This window comes from Mongoliitalea lutea (genome assembly GCF_014652135.1).
Taxonomy (GTDB): domain Bacteria; phylum Bacteroidota; class Bacteroidia; order Cytophagales; family Cyclobacteriaceae; genus Mongoliitalea; species Mongoliitalea lutea.
Window position 1 is genome coordinate 36,836 of sequence record NZ_BMYF01000014.1, and the last position, 14,728, is coordinate 51,563.

Here is a 14,728-nt window from a genome sequence, read left to right on the forward strand (position 1 = left end):
TGCGCGGAGAACTTGAGGAACTATTCCTTATTTGAAATCCTTATATTCATCTATGAACAAATATTCACGAAAAATACAAAAACTTTATGATACTGCCCCCAAGCAAGAAACAGCTGTTTTAGTGGCATTGATCAATCAAGGACAAACAGAGCAACAAGTCAATGAATATTTGGAGGAATTAGCTTTTTTGACTGAAACGCTTGGTGCAAAAACAGTATACCGCTTCACCCAACGAATGGAACGTCCAGATGTAAAAACCTTCGTGGGATCCGGTAAACTTGAGGAAATTCAATCCTATGTGGAGCACTTCCAAGTCAATATGGTCATTTTTGATGATGACTTGAGCCCATCCCAAATGCGAAACTTAGAGAATGAGCTCAAAGTCAAAGTCTATGATCGCTCTTTATTGATTTTGGATATTTTCCTGAATCGAGCACAAACAGCACAGGCCAAAACCCAAGTAGAATTGGCAAGATTCCAATACTTGCTACCACGCCTGACGAATATGTGGACTCACTTGGAACGTCAACGAGGGGGCACAGGAACCCGTGGTGGTGCTGGGGAAAAAGAAATTGAAACAGATAAGCGGGATATCCGAAATAAAATAACCTTGCTCAAAGAAAAACTCCGGGAAATTGAAAAGCAGGGAGTTACCCAACGTAAAGGAAGAAAAGGAATTGTCAGAGTAGCCTTGGTAGGCTATACCAATGTGGGTAAGAGTACCTTAATGAACCTGATGACCAAGGCAAATATCTTAGCAGAAAATAAGCTTTTTGCTACCGTTGATGCAACTGTCAGAAAAGTAGTCTTGGACAATATTCCATTTTTGCTTTCGGATACGGTAGGGTTTATCCGTAAACTACCGACACACCTAATCGAATCCTTTAAGTCAACCCTTGAGGAAGTGCGTGAGGCCGACTTATTGGTACATGTAGTCGATATTTCCCATCCGAGCTTTGAAGAGCATATTGCAGTAGTGCAACAAACGCTCAATGAAATCGGTGCAGGGGATAAAAGTATGCTTTTGGTATTCAATAAAATTGACCTAGTCCCACCAATGCCTTCTGAGGAGGAGCGCCTCCTCATGAGTGACATCGAATTGGAACAACAGCAATACCTGGATTTTGAGAAGCTTTCTGAGGCTTATGCCAAAAAGACTGGGATTGAGCCGGTATTCATGGCAGCACAAGAAGCCCTGCATATTGAAGAATTCCGAACAGCTTTAGTGAAAGAAGTTAAAAAGCAACACTTAAAAATCTATCCTCATTATTTGCAGGACGAAACCATTGATTGGAGTTCGTACTCGGATGAATCAGAGGTTTAAAGATTTCGAATTCTCCATTCTTTAGGATAATAATTATTGGTGCGGTTCCCGAGGTTTTTGAGCAAGCCTAAACTCAACCCTTGGTACTGCACCAATATCCATCCCTCTGGCAAACCTTCAATGATAAATTCTTCCTTTCGAAGATAATCCTGGGCTTGTGCGAGTGTTAACTCTTGTACCGCCAAGCCTTCTTTTGGTAAGGTACTCAGTGCCCACTCATGACTGGGTATCCACTGGCCTTTGTTGATTTTACCGAGCTCTATCCCTACATATTTGATATTTAAAAACTTACTCAAGTGCTCAAAATTGAGCTGATGTTTTTTGGGTAGGTAGAAATAACTGTCTTGTAAGCTGTAAAAAGCAGAATCCTCAGGAAGACTGATCAGGGAATGTAAGAGTTGCGCATCCGAAGCGGAAACTTGCTTGAGATGCGGATGTTTGAAATCCTTCATTCTCCTCGGACTTCCTATATAGGCATCTTCCGGCCTTTTGAAAACCACAATAAAAAATCCTTCTCCACGGACCTTATGCGGTAAAAACCGGTAACCATAAAAATTATCATCGGCACAAGAGATACTGACTTCTTCTATTCCCCAAGCAGGGTCCAAAGGAATCTGAACTGGTTTATAAGAAAACTCTTCCGTAATAAACTGTACAATTTCCTCATTTTCCTGAGCGTTGAAGGTACAGGTACTGTACAACAAATAACCTCCAGCTTTGACAAGTGCAGCCGCTTGGTCCATGATGCGTTGCTGCCGGAGTGCACACAAAGTAACATGATCTTGGGACCATTCTTGCATGGCCGCAGGATCCTTTCTAAACATGCCTTCTCCAGAACAAGGGGCATCCACCAAGACTACATCGAATAATCCTTCCAAATCCTGAAAATGCTCCGGATCGTTATTGGTTACCAAGGTGTTTCCAAGTCCCCATTTGATGATATTCTCCTTTAAAATGGAAGCCCTGCTTTTGATTACCTCATTGGCCACCAAAAAGCCTTCTTCTCCTATGTAACTGGAAAGCAAGGTGGATTTACCACCTGGTGCAGCGGATAAATCCAAAAACAAACCATCAGGACTGATAGCCTGACTTCTCAGGATATGATCGATAAACATGGAAGAGGATTCCTGTACATAGTATGCTCCTGCATGAAATAAAGGATCTAAGGTAAATGACGGTCTATCCTGTAAAAAATAACCATCCTCCACCCAAGGAATTTGTTGGGCAGAGGATGGTATATGAGCTGTTTTCCCAGGATTGACCCGAATAGAAACAGCCGGATCTTCCTGCAAAGCTTCGCAAAAGTTTTGAAATTCAGCTTCCCCAAGAGAAGCTTGCATGCGTTTTGAAAAGTCTGCTGGAAGTGGGAATGTTGACATGTGATGAGTTGATAAGACTGCGAAAGTACGCAATTTCACTTATTCATCATCCTCATCAAAATCATCCGAAGGATTTCCCATTTCAAACATGCTGCTAAACAAGTCTTTGAACTGCAATCCTGTATCCAGCATGCGCTTGCTCAATTGGCTGTATTCCGCAAGGCCGTGTAGCAAAAACTCCATGAAGAATTCTTTTTCTTTTTCGGCTAATCTTGGGATTGATTTGGTCACTAATGCTTCCAAACCTGGCACTTGATGCAAGAGCTCTTTGTAAGATTTATCCGACTGGGAGGTTAATAAGTCCAACGTGTTTCCTTCCCCAAACCAAGCCAATGGCAGGACGTATGGATTACCTTCTTTATCTTTTTTCTTTTGCTCAGGAGAAGGGAAGTAATCCACAAACTGTGTTCGAATAGCTTTTCCAATCAAGTTATAGGCTACCAAGCCTGCACCTTCTTGTTCGCCTTCATACACTAATTCCACTTTACCGGTAATGGCCGGTATTACTCCCATTAAGTCAGCAATTCGAGCAACTGTCTCTTGTTCATTATTAAGATACAAGCGTCTTTCAGCAGCAGATACCAAATTTTCTAAAGCTGAGATTGTCAAGCGTGCAGAGACACCACTTTTTTCATCCACAAACTCAGAGTTTCTAGCCTCGATTGCAATCTGCTCAATCAAATCCTTCAAAAGTTCAGGGATATGGATGCGTTCCATTGGTTTACCCTGCAAGTTGGCTTCCTGAGCGGTGATTTTTTTACCCGTATCAATTGACTTTGGATAGTGGGTAATGATTTGGCTTTCTATCCGATCTTTTAACGGGGTCACAATAGAACCTCTATTGGTATAGTCCTCAGGATTAGCGGTAAATACAAATTGAATATCCAAGGGTAAACGCAACTTAAAACCACGGATCTGTATATCACCTTCCTGTAGGATATTGAACAGAGCAACCTGGATTCTAGCTTGCAAATCCGGCAATTCGTTGATGACGAAAATGGAGCGGTGCGAACGAGGTACTAAGCCATAATGAATTACCCGCTCATCATTGTAAGATAATTTCATCGTTGCTGCCTTGATAGGATCTACATCACCGATCAAGTCAGCCACAGATACATCCGGTGTGGCCAGTTTCTCGGTATAGCGATCTGAACGATGCCACCAGCTGATAGGAGTTTGGTCTCCCTTATGGGCAATCAATTCTTTCGCAAATGTAGATAATGGAGCCAAGGGATCGTCATTTAACTCAGAGCCTTCAATTACCGGAACATACTCATCCAGCAATAAGGTCATCATTCGGGCAATTCTGGTTTTAGCCTGACCTCTCAACCCTAGCAAATTGATATTATGCTTGGATAAGATTGCCCGCTCGATATCCGGAATGACGGTATCTTCATACCCCCAGATCCCTTCAAAGACATTTTGCTTGGTCTTGATTTTCTGAATCAAATTTTTTCTCAGCTCTTCTTTGATAGAAACAGGCTGGTAACCGGAAGCTTTCAGTTCTCCCAGCGTTTTTATTTTCAATAAATCTTTTGAGGCAATAGCGTGGTAGTCCATTAGTTGAATTTTTTGGTTCTATTTCGTCTGTAATCTTCAAAAATCAAATCGCCCAAACCTTTCAGGCTACTGTAATAGGCATTTCCATTATTCACTTTGGTAAACTCCTTGACAAATTCTTTGAGATAAGGATCTGAAGCAATCATAAAGGTAGTTACAGGTATTTTGAGTTTACGGCACTGTGCTGCCAATTTCAAGGTCTCGTTCAAAATCTTACTATCAATACCGAAACTGTTTTTGTAGTACTTGATACCCACCTTCAGACAGGTTGGCTTGCCATCCGTTATCATGAAGATTTGCTTGTTGGGGTTTTTCCTTCTTCTCAATAAGTCCATAGCCAATTCCAGCCCAGCTACGGTATTGGTATGATAAGGTCCAACTTGTAAATAGGGCAAATCCTTGATTTCTATTTGCCAGGCATCGTTTCCAAACACGATAATATCTAAAGTATCCTTGGGGTATTTGGTTTTGATTAACTCTGCCAGAGCCATTGCTACCTTCTTTGCAGGCGTAATTCGATCCTCACCATACAGTATCATGGAGTGACTGATATCAATCATTAGTACAGTGGAAGTTTGGGTCTTGTACTCCTGCTCGACTACTTCCAAATCACCTTCCGTCAACAGAAAGTCGCTCGAAAATCCATGATTGATTTGTGCATTACGGATGGAGTCCGTCAACGCTATGTGATCCAGATTATCTCCAAAAGCATAAGGACGTCTATCCGTACCCTGCTCTTCTCCTAGGCCTGTGTGCGTAGTTTTATGTCGACCAGATTTTCCTTTTTTCAACTTTCCAAAAATCTCCTCCAAGGCACTCTTTCGGATGGTTTGTTCTGCTTTGGCAGTAATCTCAAACTTCCCTTGCTGGTTTTCTTCCGTTAGGTACCCTTTGGATTTCAAGTCTTCAATAAAATCTCCGATTCCATAGTTCGGATTAGTCAATTGATACCGCTGATCCAAGTTGGTCAACCAACTCAGTGCCTCTGCCACATCTCCTCCGGTCATAGTGACCAATTGGAGGAAGATATTGAGCAAGTTTTCGAAGGTATTTTTATCGGGATCTTGCGGAGGAATATATTGGGAAAATCTAAAGCCTTTCATAATAGCTATCTAACAAAATGTTAGCGCTTGTAGTTTAGCCTACGTACTAAAAAATGTCTCCCATGAAAAATTATCTCTTTCCAGTTTACTTGGTGACAGCCTTCCTAATCGTCTATGTCACAGCAATTCAGGCAAATTTAAGCACAGCGCTTATTTTGTTCATGTTTTCGATTTCTCCCTTGCCAATCTTGTGGATGGTATACAGAGTCCTCACAGCTGATGTAGAGGTAACCTCCACTTTTGAAGAAAAGTGGTACGAGGACCACGAAAAATAAAATTATAATTAACCGAAGAAAACATGTTTACGGGCGAGTTCAGGATGTATTCTTTCGAAAATCCACCTACGATAGGGGCAATGTATTTTTTACTCCCTAGGTTTTACTAATTTTACGCCTCCAAAAATCAACAAACATTATGCTTGATAAGCTACAAGCGCTCAAGGACAGATTTATAGAAGTCGGACAACTCATCGTTCAGCCGGAGTCCATGTCCGACATGAGTAAATATACCAAACTTACCAAAGAATATAAGGACCTTGAAAAAATCGTTGCCCTGTACGATGAATACAAATTGGTCTTAGACAATATTACGAGTACCAAAGAAATCCTAGAAAAGGAGAAAGATCCCGAGTTCCGGGAAATGGCGAAATTGGAGTTGGATGAATTACGAGCCAAAGAACAAGAACTCGAGGCAACGATCAAGCAACAGCTTATTCCTAAAGACCCTAATGATTCCAAAGATTGTATTTTGGAAGTTCGCGCAGGTACAGGAGGAGACGAAGCAGCGATCTTTGCCGGAGATCTTTTTCGAATGTATCAGCGCTTTTGCGAAAAGCAGCAGTGGAAACTCACCGTTCTTGACCTGACCTTTGGGTCTTCCGGAGGATACAAAGAAATCATCAGTACCATTACAGGGGCAGATGTCTATGGAATGATGAAATACGAATCCGGAGTCCATCGGGTACAGCGCGTACCGGCTACTGAAACTCAGGGAAGGGTACATACCTCAGCAGCCACTGTAGCGGTACTACCTGAAATGGATGAAGTTGAGGTAGAACTAAATATGAATGATATCCGAAAAGACACATACTGTTCTTCAGGACCAGGTGGGCAATCGGTTAATACCACGTATTCTGCGGTACGACTGACTCACAATCCAACAGGGTTGGTAGTAACCTGTCAAGATGAAAAGTCCCAAATCAAGAACTTTGAAAAAGCACTAAAGGTACTTCGTTCACGTCTATATGAAATAGAGCTTGCTAAACATAATGATGCAGTTGGTGCGCAAAGAAAATCAATGGTGGGTAGTGGAGACAGATCGGATAAGATCAGAACGTACAATTATCCACAAAGTCGGGTGACAGACCATCGTATCAATAAGACTGTCTACAATTTGCCAGATGTGATGGATGGTGACATTGTAGATTTCATTCAAGCCTTGCGTTTGGCCGAAAATCTGGACAAAATGAATGAAACTGGCTTGGAGTAAGTTTTTTTTGAAAAATAAACTTATCTTTAAACTTAACGAGCCATAAAAGAATAATCGTCTCTTGGGGCCGTTATAACAGTTAAATCCCAGAGTATTCATGAAAATTCAAGGAAAAGGAAATGTCAGTCTTGTTCGTTGGCATGATGGTCACTTTCACGCACTTTACCCTATTGCAAACAATCCAAAGATCGCAGCTAATCTAAAAGACATCTTCCCTTCTCCTTATACTATTCACGATGCCCGTCATTGGATCGAGCATAACATCAAGTTTACTCCACCACAAAACTTCGCTATCGAGTATGATGGGCAACTAGTAGGGTCAATAGGTAGTGAAATTGGCAAAAATGAGCTGAGGACCAATATGGAAATTGGGTTTTGGGTGGCAGAACCTTTTTGGGGAAAAGGTATTGCTCAAGAAGCCTTGCAATTATTCACGGAATATTTGTTAGAGAATTTTCCTAACATCAAGCGCTTTTACGCACAGGTATTTGATTTCAACATCCCGGCCATGAAAGTTTTGGAAAACTCTGGCTATGAAGCAGAAGCTATTCTTCGTCATGGATACATAAAAAATGGCGTGGTAGGAGATCTATTTCAATTCGTCATCATCCGGGAAGAGGTAGAGAAATATACATGATTATATCGATTAATCAACCATAAAAAAGGCTCCTTGCTAAACCAAAGAGCCTTTTTTATTAGATCTGATCCAAAGCCTGCGAGATATCCCAAATAATATCATCAAAGTGCTCCACTCCAATAGACAGTCGGACCAGCTTCTCGGAAATATGTATTTCTTCCCGATCTTTTGGAGAAACATCGCTATGTGTCATAGTAGCAGGATGCTCTGCCAAGGATTCTGTACTTCCCAAGGAAACAGCTAGTTTCATCAATTTCAGGCTGTTCAAAAACTTAAAAGCTTCTGCTTCTCCACCCACAATATCAAATGATAGCATAGCCCCAGCACAAGAAAGTTGCTTTTGATAAATCTCATACTGACGTGTTCCTTCAGGAATAAAGCCTAGGTAATACACCTTTTCTACCTTTGGATGACTTTCCAGAAAGTTGGCAACCTTTACAGCGTTTTCAGCCTGCTTATTCATACGGACTTTCAGCGTCTCCAAGCTTCGCATCAATAACCAACCTGTCCAAGGTCCTGCCATGTTACCTAAAAAGGTTCGAAGAGTTCGGACTCGCTTCATGTATTTGGATCCTCCCAATACTGCGCCAGCAATCAAATCTGAATGACCGCCGATATACTTGGTTGCCGAATACACCACCAAATCTGCTCCATGCTTCAAAGGGTGTTGCCATAAAGGTCCCATGTACGTATTGTCCACCACCACTACCACATCCTTCTCAGCAGTAGTCAATGTGTCCGCTACAAATTTACAAGCTTCTAAATCAAAGAGGGCATTGGTTGGATTAGCAGGGGTTTCTACATACACCATTTTAACTTTTTCACGAAGATTCAAGGTATCCACCATAGCCAAAATCTCTTCAGCTTCCTGATCTGATGTAAAACCAAGTCCCACTATACCGTATTCCGGCAATACTTTATTGATAAAATGATCTGTACCTCCATATACAGGCTTGCTATACAAAAGCACATCTCCCGGTCTCAAAAATTCTAACATAACCGTAGAAATCGCAGACATGCCACTTTCAAACACGGCACATTCATCTGCTTCATCCCATAGACAGAGGCGCTCTTCCAAGATTTGTAGATCTGGATTATTCAGTCTACTGTAGATCAACCCAAGCTCCTCATTGGGTCTTTTCTCACGCTGTCCATACGCTACCTGAAAAAAAGCCTTTCCTTCTTCAGCTGATTTGAAAACAAAGGTAGATGTCTGGAATATCGGGCACTTCACAGCACCTTCGGATAACTCCGGCTTGTAGCCATAGGACATCATCAAACTCTCGGGATGAAATCTTCTATCGTCCATTGTATTTGGGTTTATTGTGCAAAAGACATCAAAAGCCTGAAATAAAACAAGCAGGGAGATAAAATAATATTTTGCAAATGAGTGATATCACGGGTATATCTTTTGCAAATGAAAAATTATATTTCGAAAAAACTGAATATACAATCAAATATTGTTTTGTCAGTCTTGAAAATCAAGCTTCGATTCCTGAAAGTTTTGAGAGGCAATCAATGAAAAATACAGCTACTTCTTACAAGGTAAGTTAAAATTTCGCTGCTTCGATTTACTCAAAAATCAAAGCAGCAGTAGGTTGACATTTCACACACTTAAACAGCTCCAAAAAAGTGCTGATTAATTGACAATTAACTTTCTGCTGAAGGTTTGTTCCCGTGTTTGAATGAGAATCGTGTACATCCCCCGGGGCAGCTCTTCCACCCGCACGAGACTGGTTTCAGCAGCAGGTGCTATTTCTCTGCTAATTTGACCCAGTGCATTCACAAAGGTGATTTTCCGCACATCCGATACGCCCGCCAAATCGATGTTAACCTGTCCTGGAGATGGATTTGGATACACTTTAATTCCTCCTCCTATAGCCTCCCTACCGATACTGGTAATCAAATTAACCATTACAGAGAAACTTCTTTCCGGGCCCATCTCACACTCATTCATTGGAACAACAATAACTTCGAATGTTCCTTCACGCTCCCATAAAATTGTAGCTCGAGCTGTTCCTTGTCCTGCTACGACCCGACCACCGTTAGAACTTACCCTCCACTGATAATTAATACCGGGTAAGGCCTGTACTTCATAAACCTCCTCAGTTAAAGCCACAATTTCTGGACCTGTTATAATCGAAGTTTGAGAAGGTGGTTGTAGTACACTAATAGACTTTGAGAAGGACTGACCTCTTCCACAAGGGTTTTCGGGGGTTACTGTTAATGTTTGTTGATTAAGACCTGTCCATTGAACCACCACTTGATTAGTTCCTTGACCTTGCATAATCAAACCACCTGTCACGGTCCAAATGTAAGTACTACCAGGAATATCTTCCAACTCATAGGTTTCCATTGTATTTACACAAACTACCCCTTCACCAGCAATATCTGGAACGATCTGAGGGGTAGTGGAAACAACCACTTCTAATCCACGCGTAGCTCCATTTCCACATTCATTCTTTACTCGAACTAATACTGCATTTCTGCCAGGTATATCCCATTGTACGACTATCCTATTGGTTCCCTGCCCTTCCATAATAGTACCTCCATCGACTCTCCACTCAAACTCTTCATCGATTCCTGCTGACTCTTGTATTGAGTAAACCTGTTGACTCAAGCAAATCCTATCTTCTCCAAAAATCAATGTTGGGGTAGACGGAACTTGACAATCATAGTCAAAGAAAGTTCCTTTTTCTCCCACTGCAAAACCCTTACTTAGGTTACCAAAACTTATCCCTGTGAAATTTTGAAAGGTCCCTGTTTGCATCTGTTCCCATGTTTCTCCGGAATCACGTGTTCTCAAGATCAATCCTCGCTCACCAGATACAAAGCCTACCTGCTCGTCTAAAAAGTCAACTCCTGTTAGGTTTTGGGTAAATGGAACATCAATTTTTCTCCAGGTTTTTCCCTCATCGATGGTTTTGAGGATGGTTCCACGATTGCCGACCACAATCCCAGTGGTGTCATCCATAACCTTGATAGCATTCAAATCCTCCGTAGTAGAAGAAGGAATTTGCTCCCAATCACTCAATTCAAAAGATCTTCCTATGTATCCTCCTTTCCCAATAACAATCCCTACCAAAAAACCAAATCCTCCAAAATCAACCAAATCAACCTTTGTGTTTGATTCAGACAATTTTTGCCAGGTAACCCCACTGTCCATAGTTCTCACAATATATCCTTGATCACCTACTGCATAACCTACTGAGTTAGCATAAAAAAATAAGCCATTTATATTCCTACTGTTGTCCAAATTTAAGGAAGTCCAGTTGGTACCAGAGTTAGATGTACGCAATACTGTGCCCATATCCCCCGAAATATAACCGAAATTATTACTTGGAAAATCAATATCTCTGAACGTGACTGACAAAGGACGGGAACGATCCACTAAAGTATTACCCCCATTTGAAGTAACAAAAAAACGCCCATTTGTACCAATAACATAACCGAGGTTATCCGTACGGAATTTTACACCTGTGTAATCAACATCAATTCCTGAAAGCCGAAGTGACCAACTATTTCCAGCATTTATTGAGGAAATAACAAACCCATTCGTTCCCACTGCAAATACTACGTTAGAATTATCTCTAAATTCTACGCTATTATAGTCTTGTGAATTATTTACATTAATTCCTTCTAGTGTTAACCCTCCATTAGTGGTCCGAATTAACGTCGCACCTTTACCAGTAAAAACTCCTGAATTGGGGTTTATTTTTGAAAAACTAACTGCTAATAGATCACGCTCTGTTCCCGAATTTAATCGAGACCATTGTTCGCCGGCATTTTCTGTTTTAAGAACAATTCCTCGATTTCCAACGGCATAACCCACAGTGCTACTAACAAAGTGTAAGTCATTAATACTCTGACTTTGCTCGGTAGAAATCAGAGTCCAGTTATTCCCACCATTGAAAGTTCGGGCAACTTGTCCATTAGAAGCAGCTATGTAACCCGTATCCTGATTGTAGAAAAAGAGATTATTTAAATCGGCAGTCAAATTTATATTTTGACGGCCCCATGAAAGTCCCCCATTTGTAGAACGATAAACATCACCATTAGAACCGACAGCATAGACCCGGCTTTGATTAAGAAATGCCACACTTCGCAACTGAGCATTGGCAGCAATTTGAATCAACTCCCATTGAGCACCACCATTGGTAGTTCTGTAAATCTCACCATTTTCTCCAACGATTAATCCCAAGTTCTCGTCAAAAAAATCAATTCCATTCATTTGGTTCTTGGTAGGAGGTTCTTGTTCTACCCAACTTAGACCACCATCTATGGTTTTCAAAATAATCTGTGGGCCTGCAATAAACCCAACCTCATCATTAACCCATGAAATACCTGTAAAAGAGTTTCCCCATCCACCTAACCGCTTCCATGATTGCTGAGCAAATGAAATGTTGTAAGTCAATAACAGTATCGCAAAAGCGGTTGATAACGTATATTTCATCGAAGAACTATGCTGATATACAAATTTATGATTTCTCCCCATAAAAAAAATTTATTTTCACAGGTATCAGAAATAAGTTAGCCACATAAAAATCCCCCTTGATGGAAAATGCATTTTTGATTTTTCTAAATGGTTTTTGTCAGCTATTTTTAAGAAAAAAAGAAATGAAAAAATTTGGTATCATTATCCTTTTCCTCCTCATTTTCAGCGCTTGTGGAGGCAATGAGCGGGTAAGTAGAGAAGTTTTCGATGAGGTCAACCGCAGCATGGAGGCCAAAAAACTCAGCGAGGCGCAAATCTTACAAGCTGCCATGGAATGGGGAGAAGAAATCAGTACCGAAGCTCAACAGCAGCTAATTGGCGCATTGCAAGCCGCCATAGGAGAAAAAGGATTTGCGGGAGCAGTAGACTTTTGTCATGTCAATGCGCTGCCCATTCTGAAAGAGGTGGATGAAAAGCACGGAGTCAAGATTAAACGAGCTTCTCTCAACTACCGAAATCCTTTAGATAAGCCAGACGATACAGAAGAAGTGATTTTGGATGCTTATCAATACAATGTAGAAGAAGGCATCCCTGCTGATCCGAATATTCAAAAAATAGAAGGAGGAGAAGTGTATTTGTACACGAAAGCTATCATGATTCCTAACGCTTTGTGTTTGAATTGTCATGGTGCTAAGGATAGTGACATCGCTCCCGATACTTGGAAAGTCTTGGAAGAAAAATATCCAAATGATCAAGCCATCAACCACAAAATTGGAGATTTAAGGGGTATGTGGAGTATCCGTATCCCCAAAAGAGCTGTGGTCAACCGCATGTAATTCTGTACCCTTATGAGAAAGTTTTTGCCCTTCCTCTTGCTAATCCCATTGCTCTTAGCCTGTGATGAAAACCGTAAGCATACAGTCATCGAACGGCCCATTGGTTGGCAACTAAAAGAAACTCCAACGGACGCCTCCTTGAGAGGGCTATCGGTCTTGACCAATAATATTATCTGGGCAAGTGGTTCTAAAGGAACGTGGCTCCGTTCCTTGGATGGAGGGGAAACTTGGAATACAGGAATTATCGCCGGAATGGATTCGGTAGATTTTCGTGATATCATTGCCTTTGATGCGAGTACAGCAGTGGTAATGTCTTCAGGACAGCCCGCAGTCATCTATAAAACTATCGATGGCGGTCAACATTGGGATTTAAAATACCAAGGACCATCCTATGCCTTTTTGGATGGAATGGCCTTTATCGGAGATCGTGGGTACGCGATAGGAGATGAAGTAGAAGGCAAATGGATGGTCTTATTAAGCAAAGACAAAGGAGACACTTGGACTTGGCTAGAAACGAGCCCACAAGCACCCAAGGGAGCAGGTTCCTTTGCTGCAAGTGGAAGTTCTATTGTAGCAGACCAAGAAAATGTATGGTTTGTAGCTGCGGGTATGCATTCAGCCATCTATCATTCAGCCGATAGGGGTACTCGGTGGACAAAGCAAGTGCTACCGTTGGACAGCTTGAAAGAATCTGCTGGCATATTTTCCTTATTCAAGGTGAGCGATCAAACACTTGTAGGCGTGGGTGGTGATTTTTTATCGGCAAATGAACGGAGCAATACCTTTCTTGCATCGGACAACGGAGGGAAAGATTGGTCCTTTGCAACTGAAAATGCACCTTCGGGCTACCGTTCTGGTGTGGTTTACTACCCTTTCCAACATTGGTTGATTGCTGTCGGACCCAATGGAACGGACTTTTCTAAAGATGTAGGAAAAAACTGGGAGCGATTATCTGAGGAAGGTTTCCATACAGTAAAATTATGTAGATCGTACAAAAATGTGTGGGCTTCTGGATCCGGTGGAAAAATAGCACGTTTAGAATTTTGAGCATCAGAAAAAGTATCCTGTTTGGCATAAAGAAATCTCAAAAAATCAAAGATTTTTGTAGATGATTGTTAAAAATATCCGTCTTGTAGTATATTTAAGATTCCGATAGGCGAATTTTTAATAACCAAGGCCCTTAAGGAAGCGTAAAACTCTCTAACTAGCACAAAAAGAATATGTTTGACTTAATTCCATCCATATACCTGATCAACGGAAAGTGTGTCCGTCTAAAAAGGGGTGATTTTGCCACCGAAAAGGTGATTTCCAACAATCCTCTTGAAATTGCACAAGCCTTTGAGGATCATGGCATCCGATGGCTACATTTGGTGGATTTAGACGGTGCACGCAGAGGGGAACCTAAGAATTACCACATCTTGGAAGCCATTACCGGTTATACCAATCTCAAGGTAGATTTCACCGGTGGTGTTTCTACGGATGGAGATGTGTTGAAAACATTTGAATTCGGAGCAGCGGGCATTACTGCGGCTACTGTAGCAGCTTTACATCCCGATAGATTTGCACAGTGGATCCTATCCTACGGCCGAGAAAAAATCAATCTTGCAGCCGACACGGACCCTCAGCATAATAAAATCAAAGTTAAAGGCTGGACAAAAAAAACTGAAATTGACTTATATGATCATATCGAATACTTCTATGAGCGTGGCTTGAAATACCTCAAGTGTTCAGATATTACAAGAGATGGTGTCATGGAAGGGCCAAACTTTGAAATGTACAAAGAAATCCTCCGACGTTTCCCAAATATCCGATTAGCTGCCAATGGAGGTGTTAGAAATATCGATGACTTCAAAAAATTAGTAGATATTGGCGTAACAGCTGTAGTCTTTGGAAGAGCATTCTACGAAAATATCATCACGCTCCAAGACTTAGATAAATTCATGGCTGAGTACGGTCAATAACCAAA

Annotated in this window: 12 protein-coding genes; 7 read left to right on the plus strand and 5 right to left on the minus strand. The window is 41.3% G+C overall.

Annotated features, from left to right (window positions below; genetic code table 11):
* Window positions 1-52 precede the first annotated feature (52 nt).
* Window positions 53-1,324 carry a GTPase HflX gene (gene hflX / locus IE080_RS11940; protein ID WP_189582661.1) on the plus strand — a complete coding sequence of 424 codons (1,272 nt, stop codon included), beginning with the start codon at window positions 53-55 and terminating at the stop codon, window positions 1,322-1,324.
* On the opposite strand, the gene IE080_RS11945 is transcribed toward hflX, so the two are convergent.
* The 3 genes from IE080_RS11945 to IE080_RS11955 are packed head-to-tail and all read right to left on the minus strand — an operon-like array spanning window position 1,321 to window position 5,366.
* Entirely contained in the window at window positions 1,321-2,703 is a 1,383-nt protein-coding gene (locus IE080_RS11945) for a methyltransferase RsmF C-terminal domain-like protein (RefSeq protein ID WP_189582664.1), read from the minus strand. The two genes, hflX and IE080_RS11945, sit on opposite strands and share 4 nt — an antisense overlap.
* A gap of 39 nt (window positions 2,704-2,742) precedes the next feature.
* A complete protein-coding gene (locus tag IE080_RS11950) occupies window positions 2,743-4,263 on the minus strand; it encodes a P-loop NTPase family protein (RefSeq protein WP_189582667.1) in 1,521 nt (506 codons plus the stop codon).
* Window positions 4,263-5,366 carry a vWA domain-containing protein gene (locus IE080_RS11955; protein ID WP_189582670.1) on the minus strand — a complete coding sequence of 368 codons (1,104 nt, stop codon included), beginning with the start codon at window positions 5,364-5,366 and terminating at the stop codon, window positions 4,263-4,265. Before IE080_RS11955 ends, IE080_RS11950 begins: the two co-directional genes overlap by 1 nt.
* Window positions 5,367-5,428: 62 nt before the next feature.
* On the opposite strand from IE080_RS11955, the gene IE080_RS11960 reads away from it, so the two are divergent.
* From IE080_RS11960 to IE080_RS11970, 3 genes are all read left to right on the plus strand, one after another.
* Window positions 5,429-5,641 carry a hypothetical protein gene (locus tag IE080_RS11960; RefSeq protein WP_189582672.1) on the plus strand — a complete coding sequence of 71 codons (213 nt, stop codon included), beginning with the start codon at window positions 5,429-5,431 and terminating at the stop codon, window positions 5,639-5,641.
* Between the two features lie 139 nt (window positions 5,642-5,780).
* Window positions 5,781-6,854: a peptide chain release factor 1 gene (gene prfA / locus IE080_RS11965; protein ID WP_189582675.1), complete on the plus strand. Its 1,074-nt coding sequence runs from the start codon at window positions 5,781-5,783 to the stop codon at window positions 6,852-6,854.
* Window positions 6,855-6,951: 97 nt separating this feature from the next.
* Window positions 6,952-7,491, plus strand: a complete 540-nt coding sequence (locus IE080_RS11970; protein ID WP_189582678.1) for a GNAT family N-acetyltransferase — start codon at window positions 6,952-6,954, stop codon at window positions 7,489-7,491.
* A 58-nt stretch (window positions 7,492-7,549) separates the two neighbouring features.
* Here IE080_RS11970 and IE080_RS11975 read toward each other — a convergent pair whose 3' ends face one another.
* Both IE080_RS11975 and IE080_RS11980 read right to left on the minus strand, forming a co-directional pair.
* Window positions 7,550-8,800: a cystathionine gamma-synthase family protein gene (locus IE080_RS11975; RefSeq protein WP_189582681.1), complete on the minus strand. Its 1,251-nt coding sequence runs from the start codon at window positions 8,798-8,800 to the stop codon at window positions 7,550-7,552.
* A gap of 330 nt (window positions 8,801-9,130) precedes the next feature.
* The gene (locus IE080_RS11980) at window positions 9,131-11,944 is read right to left on the minus strand and encodes a YCF48-related protein (RefSeq protein WP_189582684.1); all 2,814 of its coding nucleotides are present in this window, start codon (window positions 11,942-11,944) and stop codon (window positions 9,131-9,133) included.
* A gap of 164 nt (window positions 11,945-12,108) precedes the next feature.
* Between IE080_RS11980 and IE080_RS11985 the strand changes: the two genes are divergently transcribed.
* The 3 genes from IE080_RS11985 (at window position 12,109) to IE080_RS11995 (ending at window position 14,723) form a co-directional block, all read left to right on the plus strand.
* Window positions 12,109-12,762: a Tll0287-like domain-containing protein gene (locus IE080_RS11985; protein ID WP_189582831.1), complete on the plus strand. Its 654-nt coding sequence runs from the start codon at window positions 12,109-12,111 to the stop codon at window positions 12,760-12,762.
* A gap of 12 nt (window positions 12,763-12,774) precedes the next feature.
* Complete coding sequence (locus IE080_RS11990; protein WP_189582686.1) at window positions 12,775-13,809, plus strand: WD40/YVTN/BNR-like repeat-containing protein; 1,035 nt, start codon at window positions 12,775-12,777, stop codon at window positions 13,807-13,809.
* A 173-nt stretch (window positions 13,810-13,982) separates the two neighbouring features.
* Window positions 13,983-14,723, plus strand: a complete 741-nt coding sequence (locus tag IE080_RS11995) for a 1-(5-phosphoribosyl)-5-[(5-phosphoribosylamino)methylideneamino]imidazole-4-carboxamide isomerase (RefSeq protein ID WP_189582689.1) — start codon at window positions 13,983-13,985, stop codon at window positions 14,721-14,723.
* Window positions 14,724-14,728: the final 5 nt, after the last annotated feature.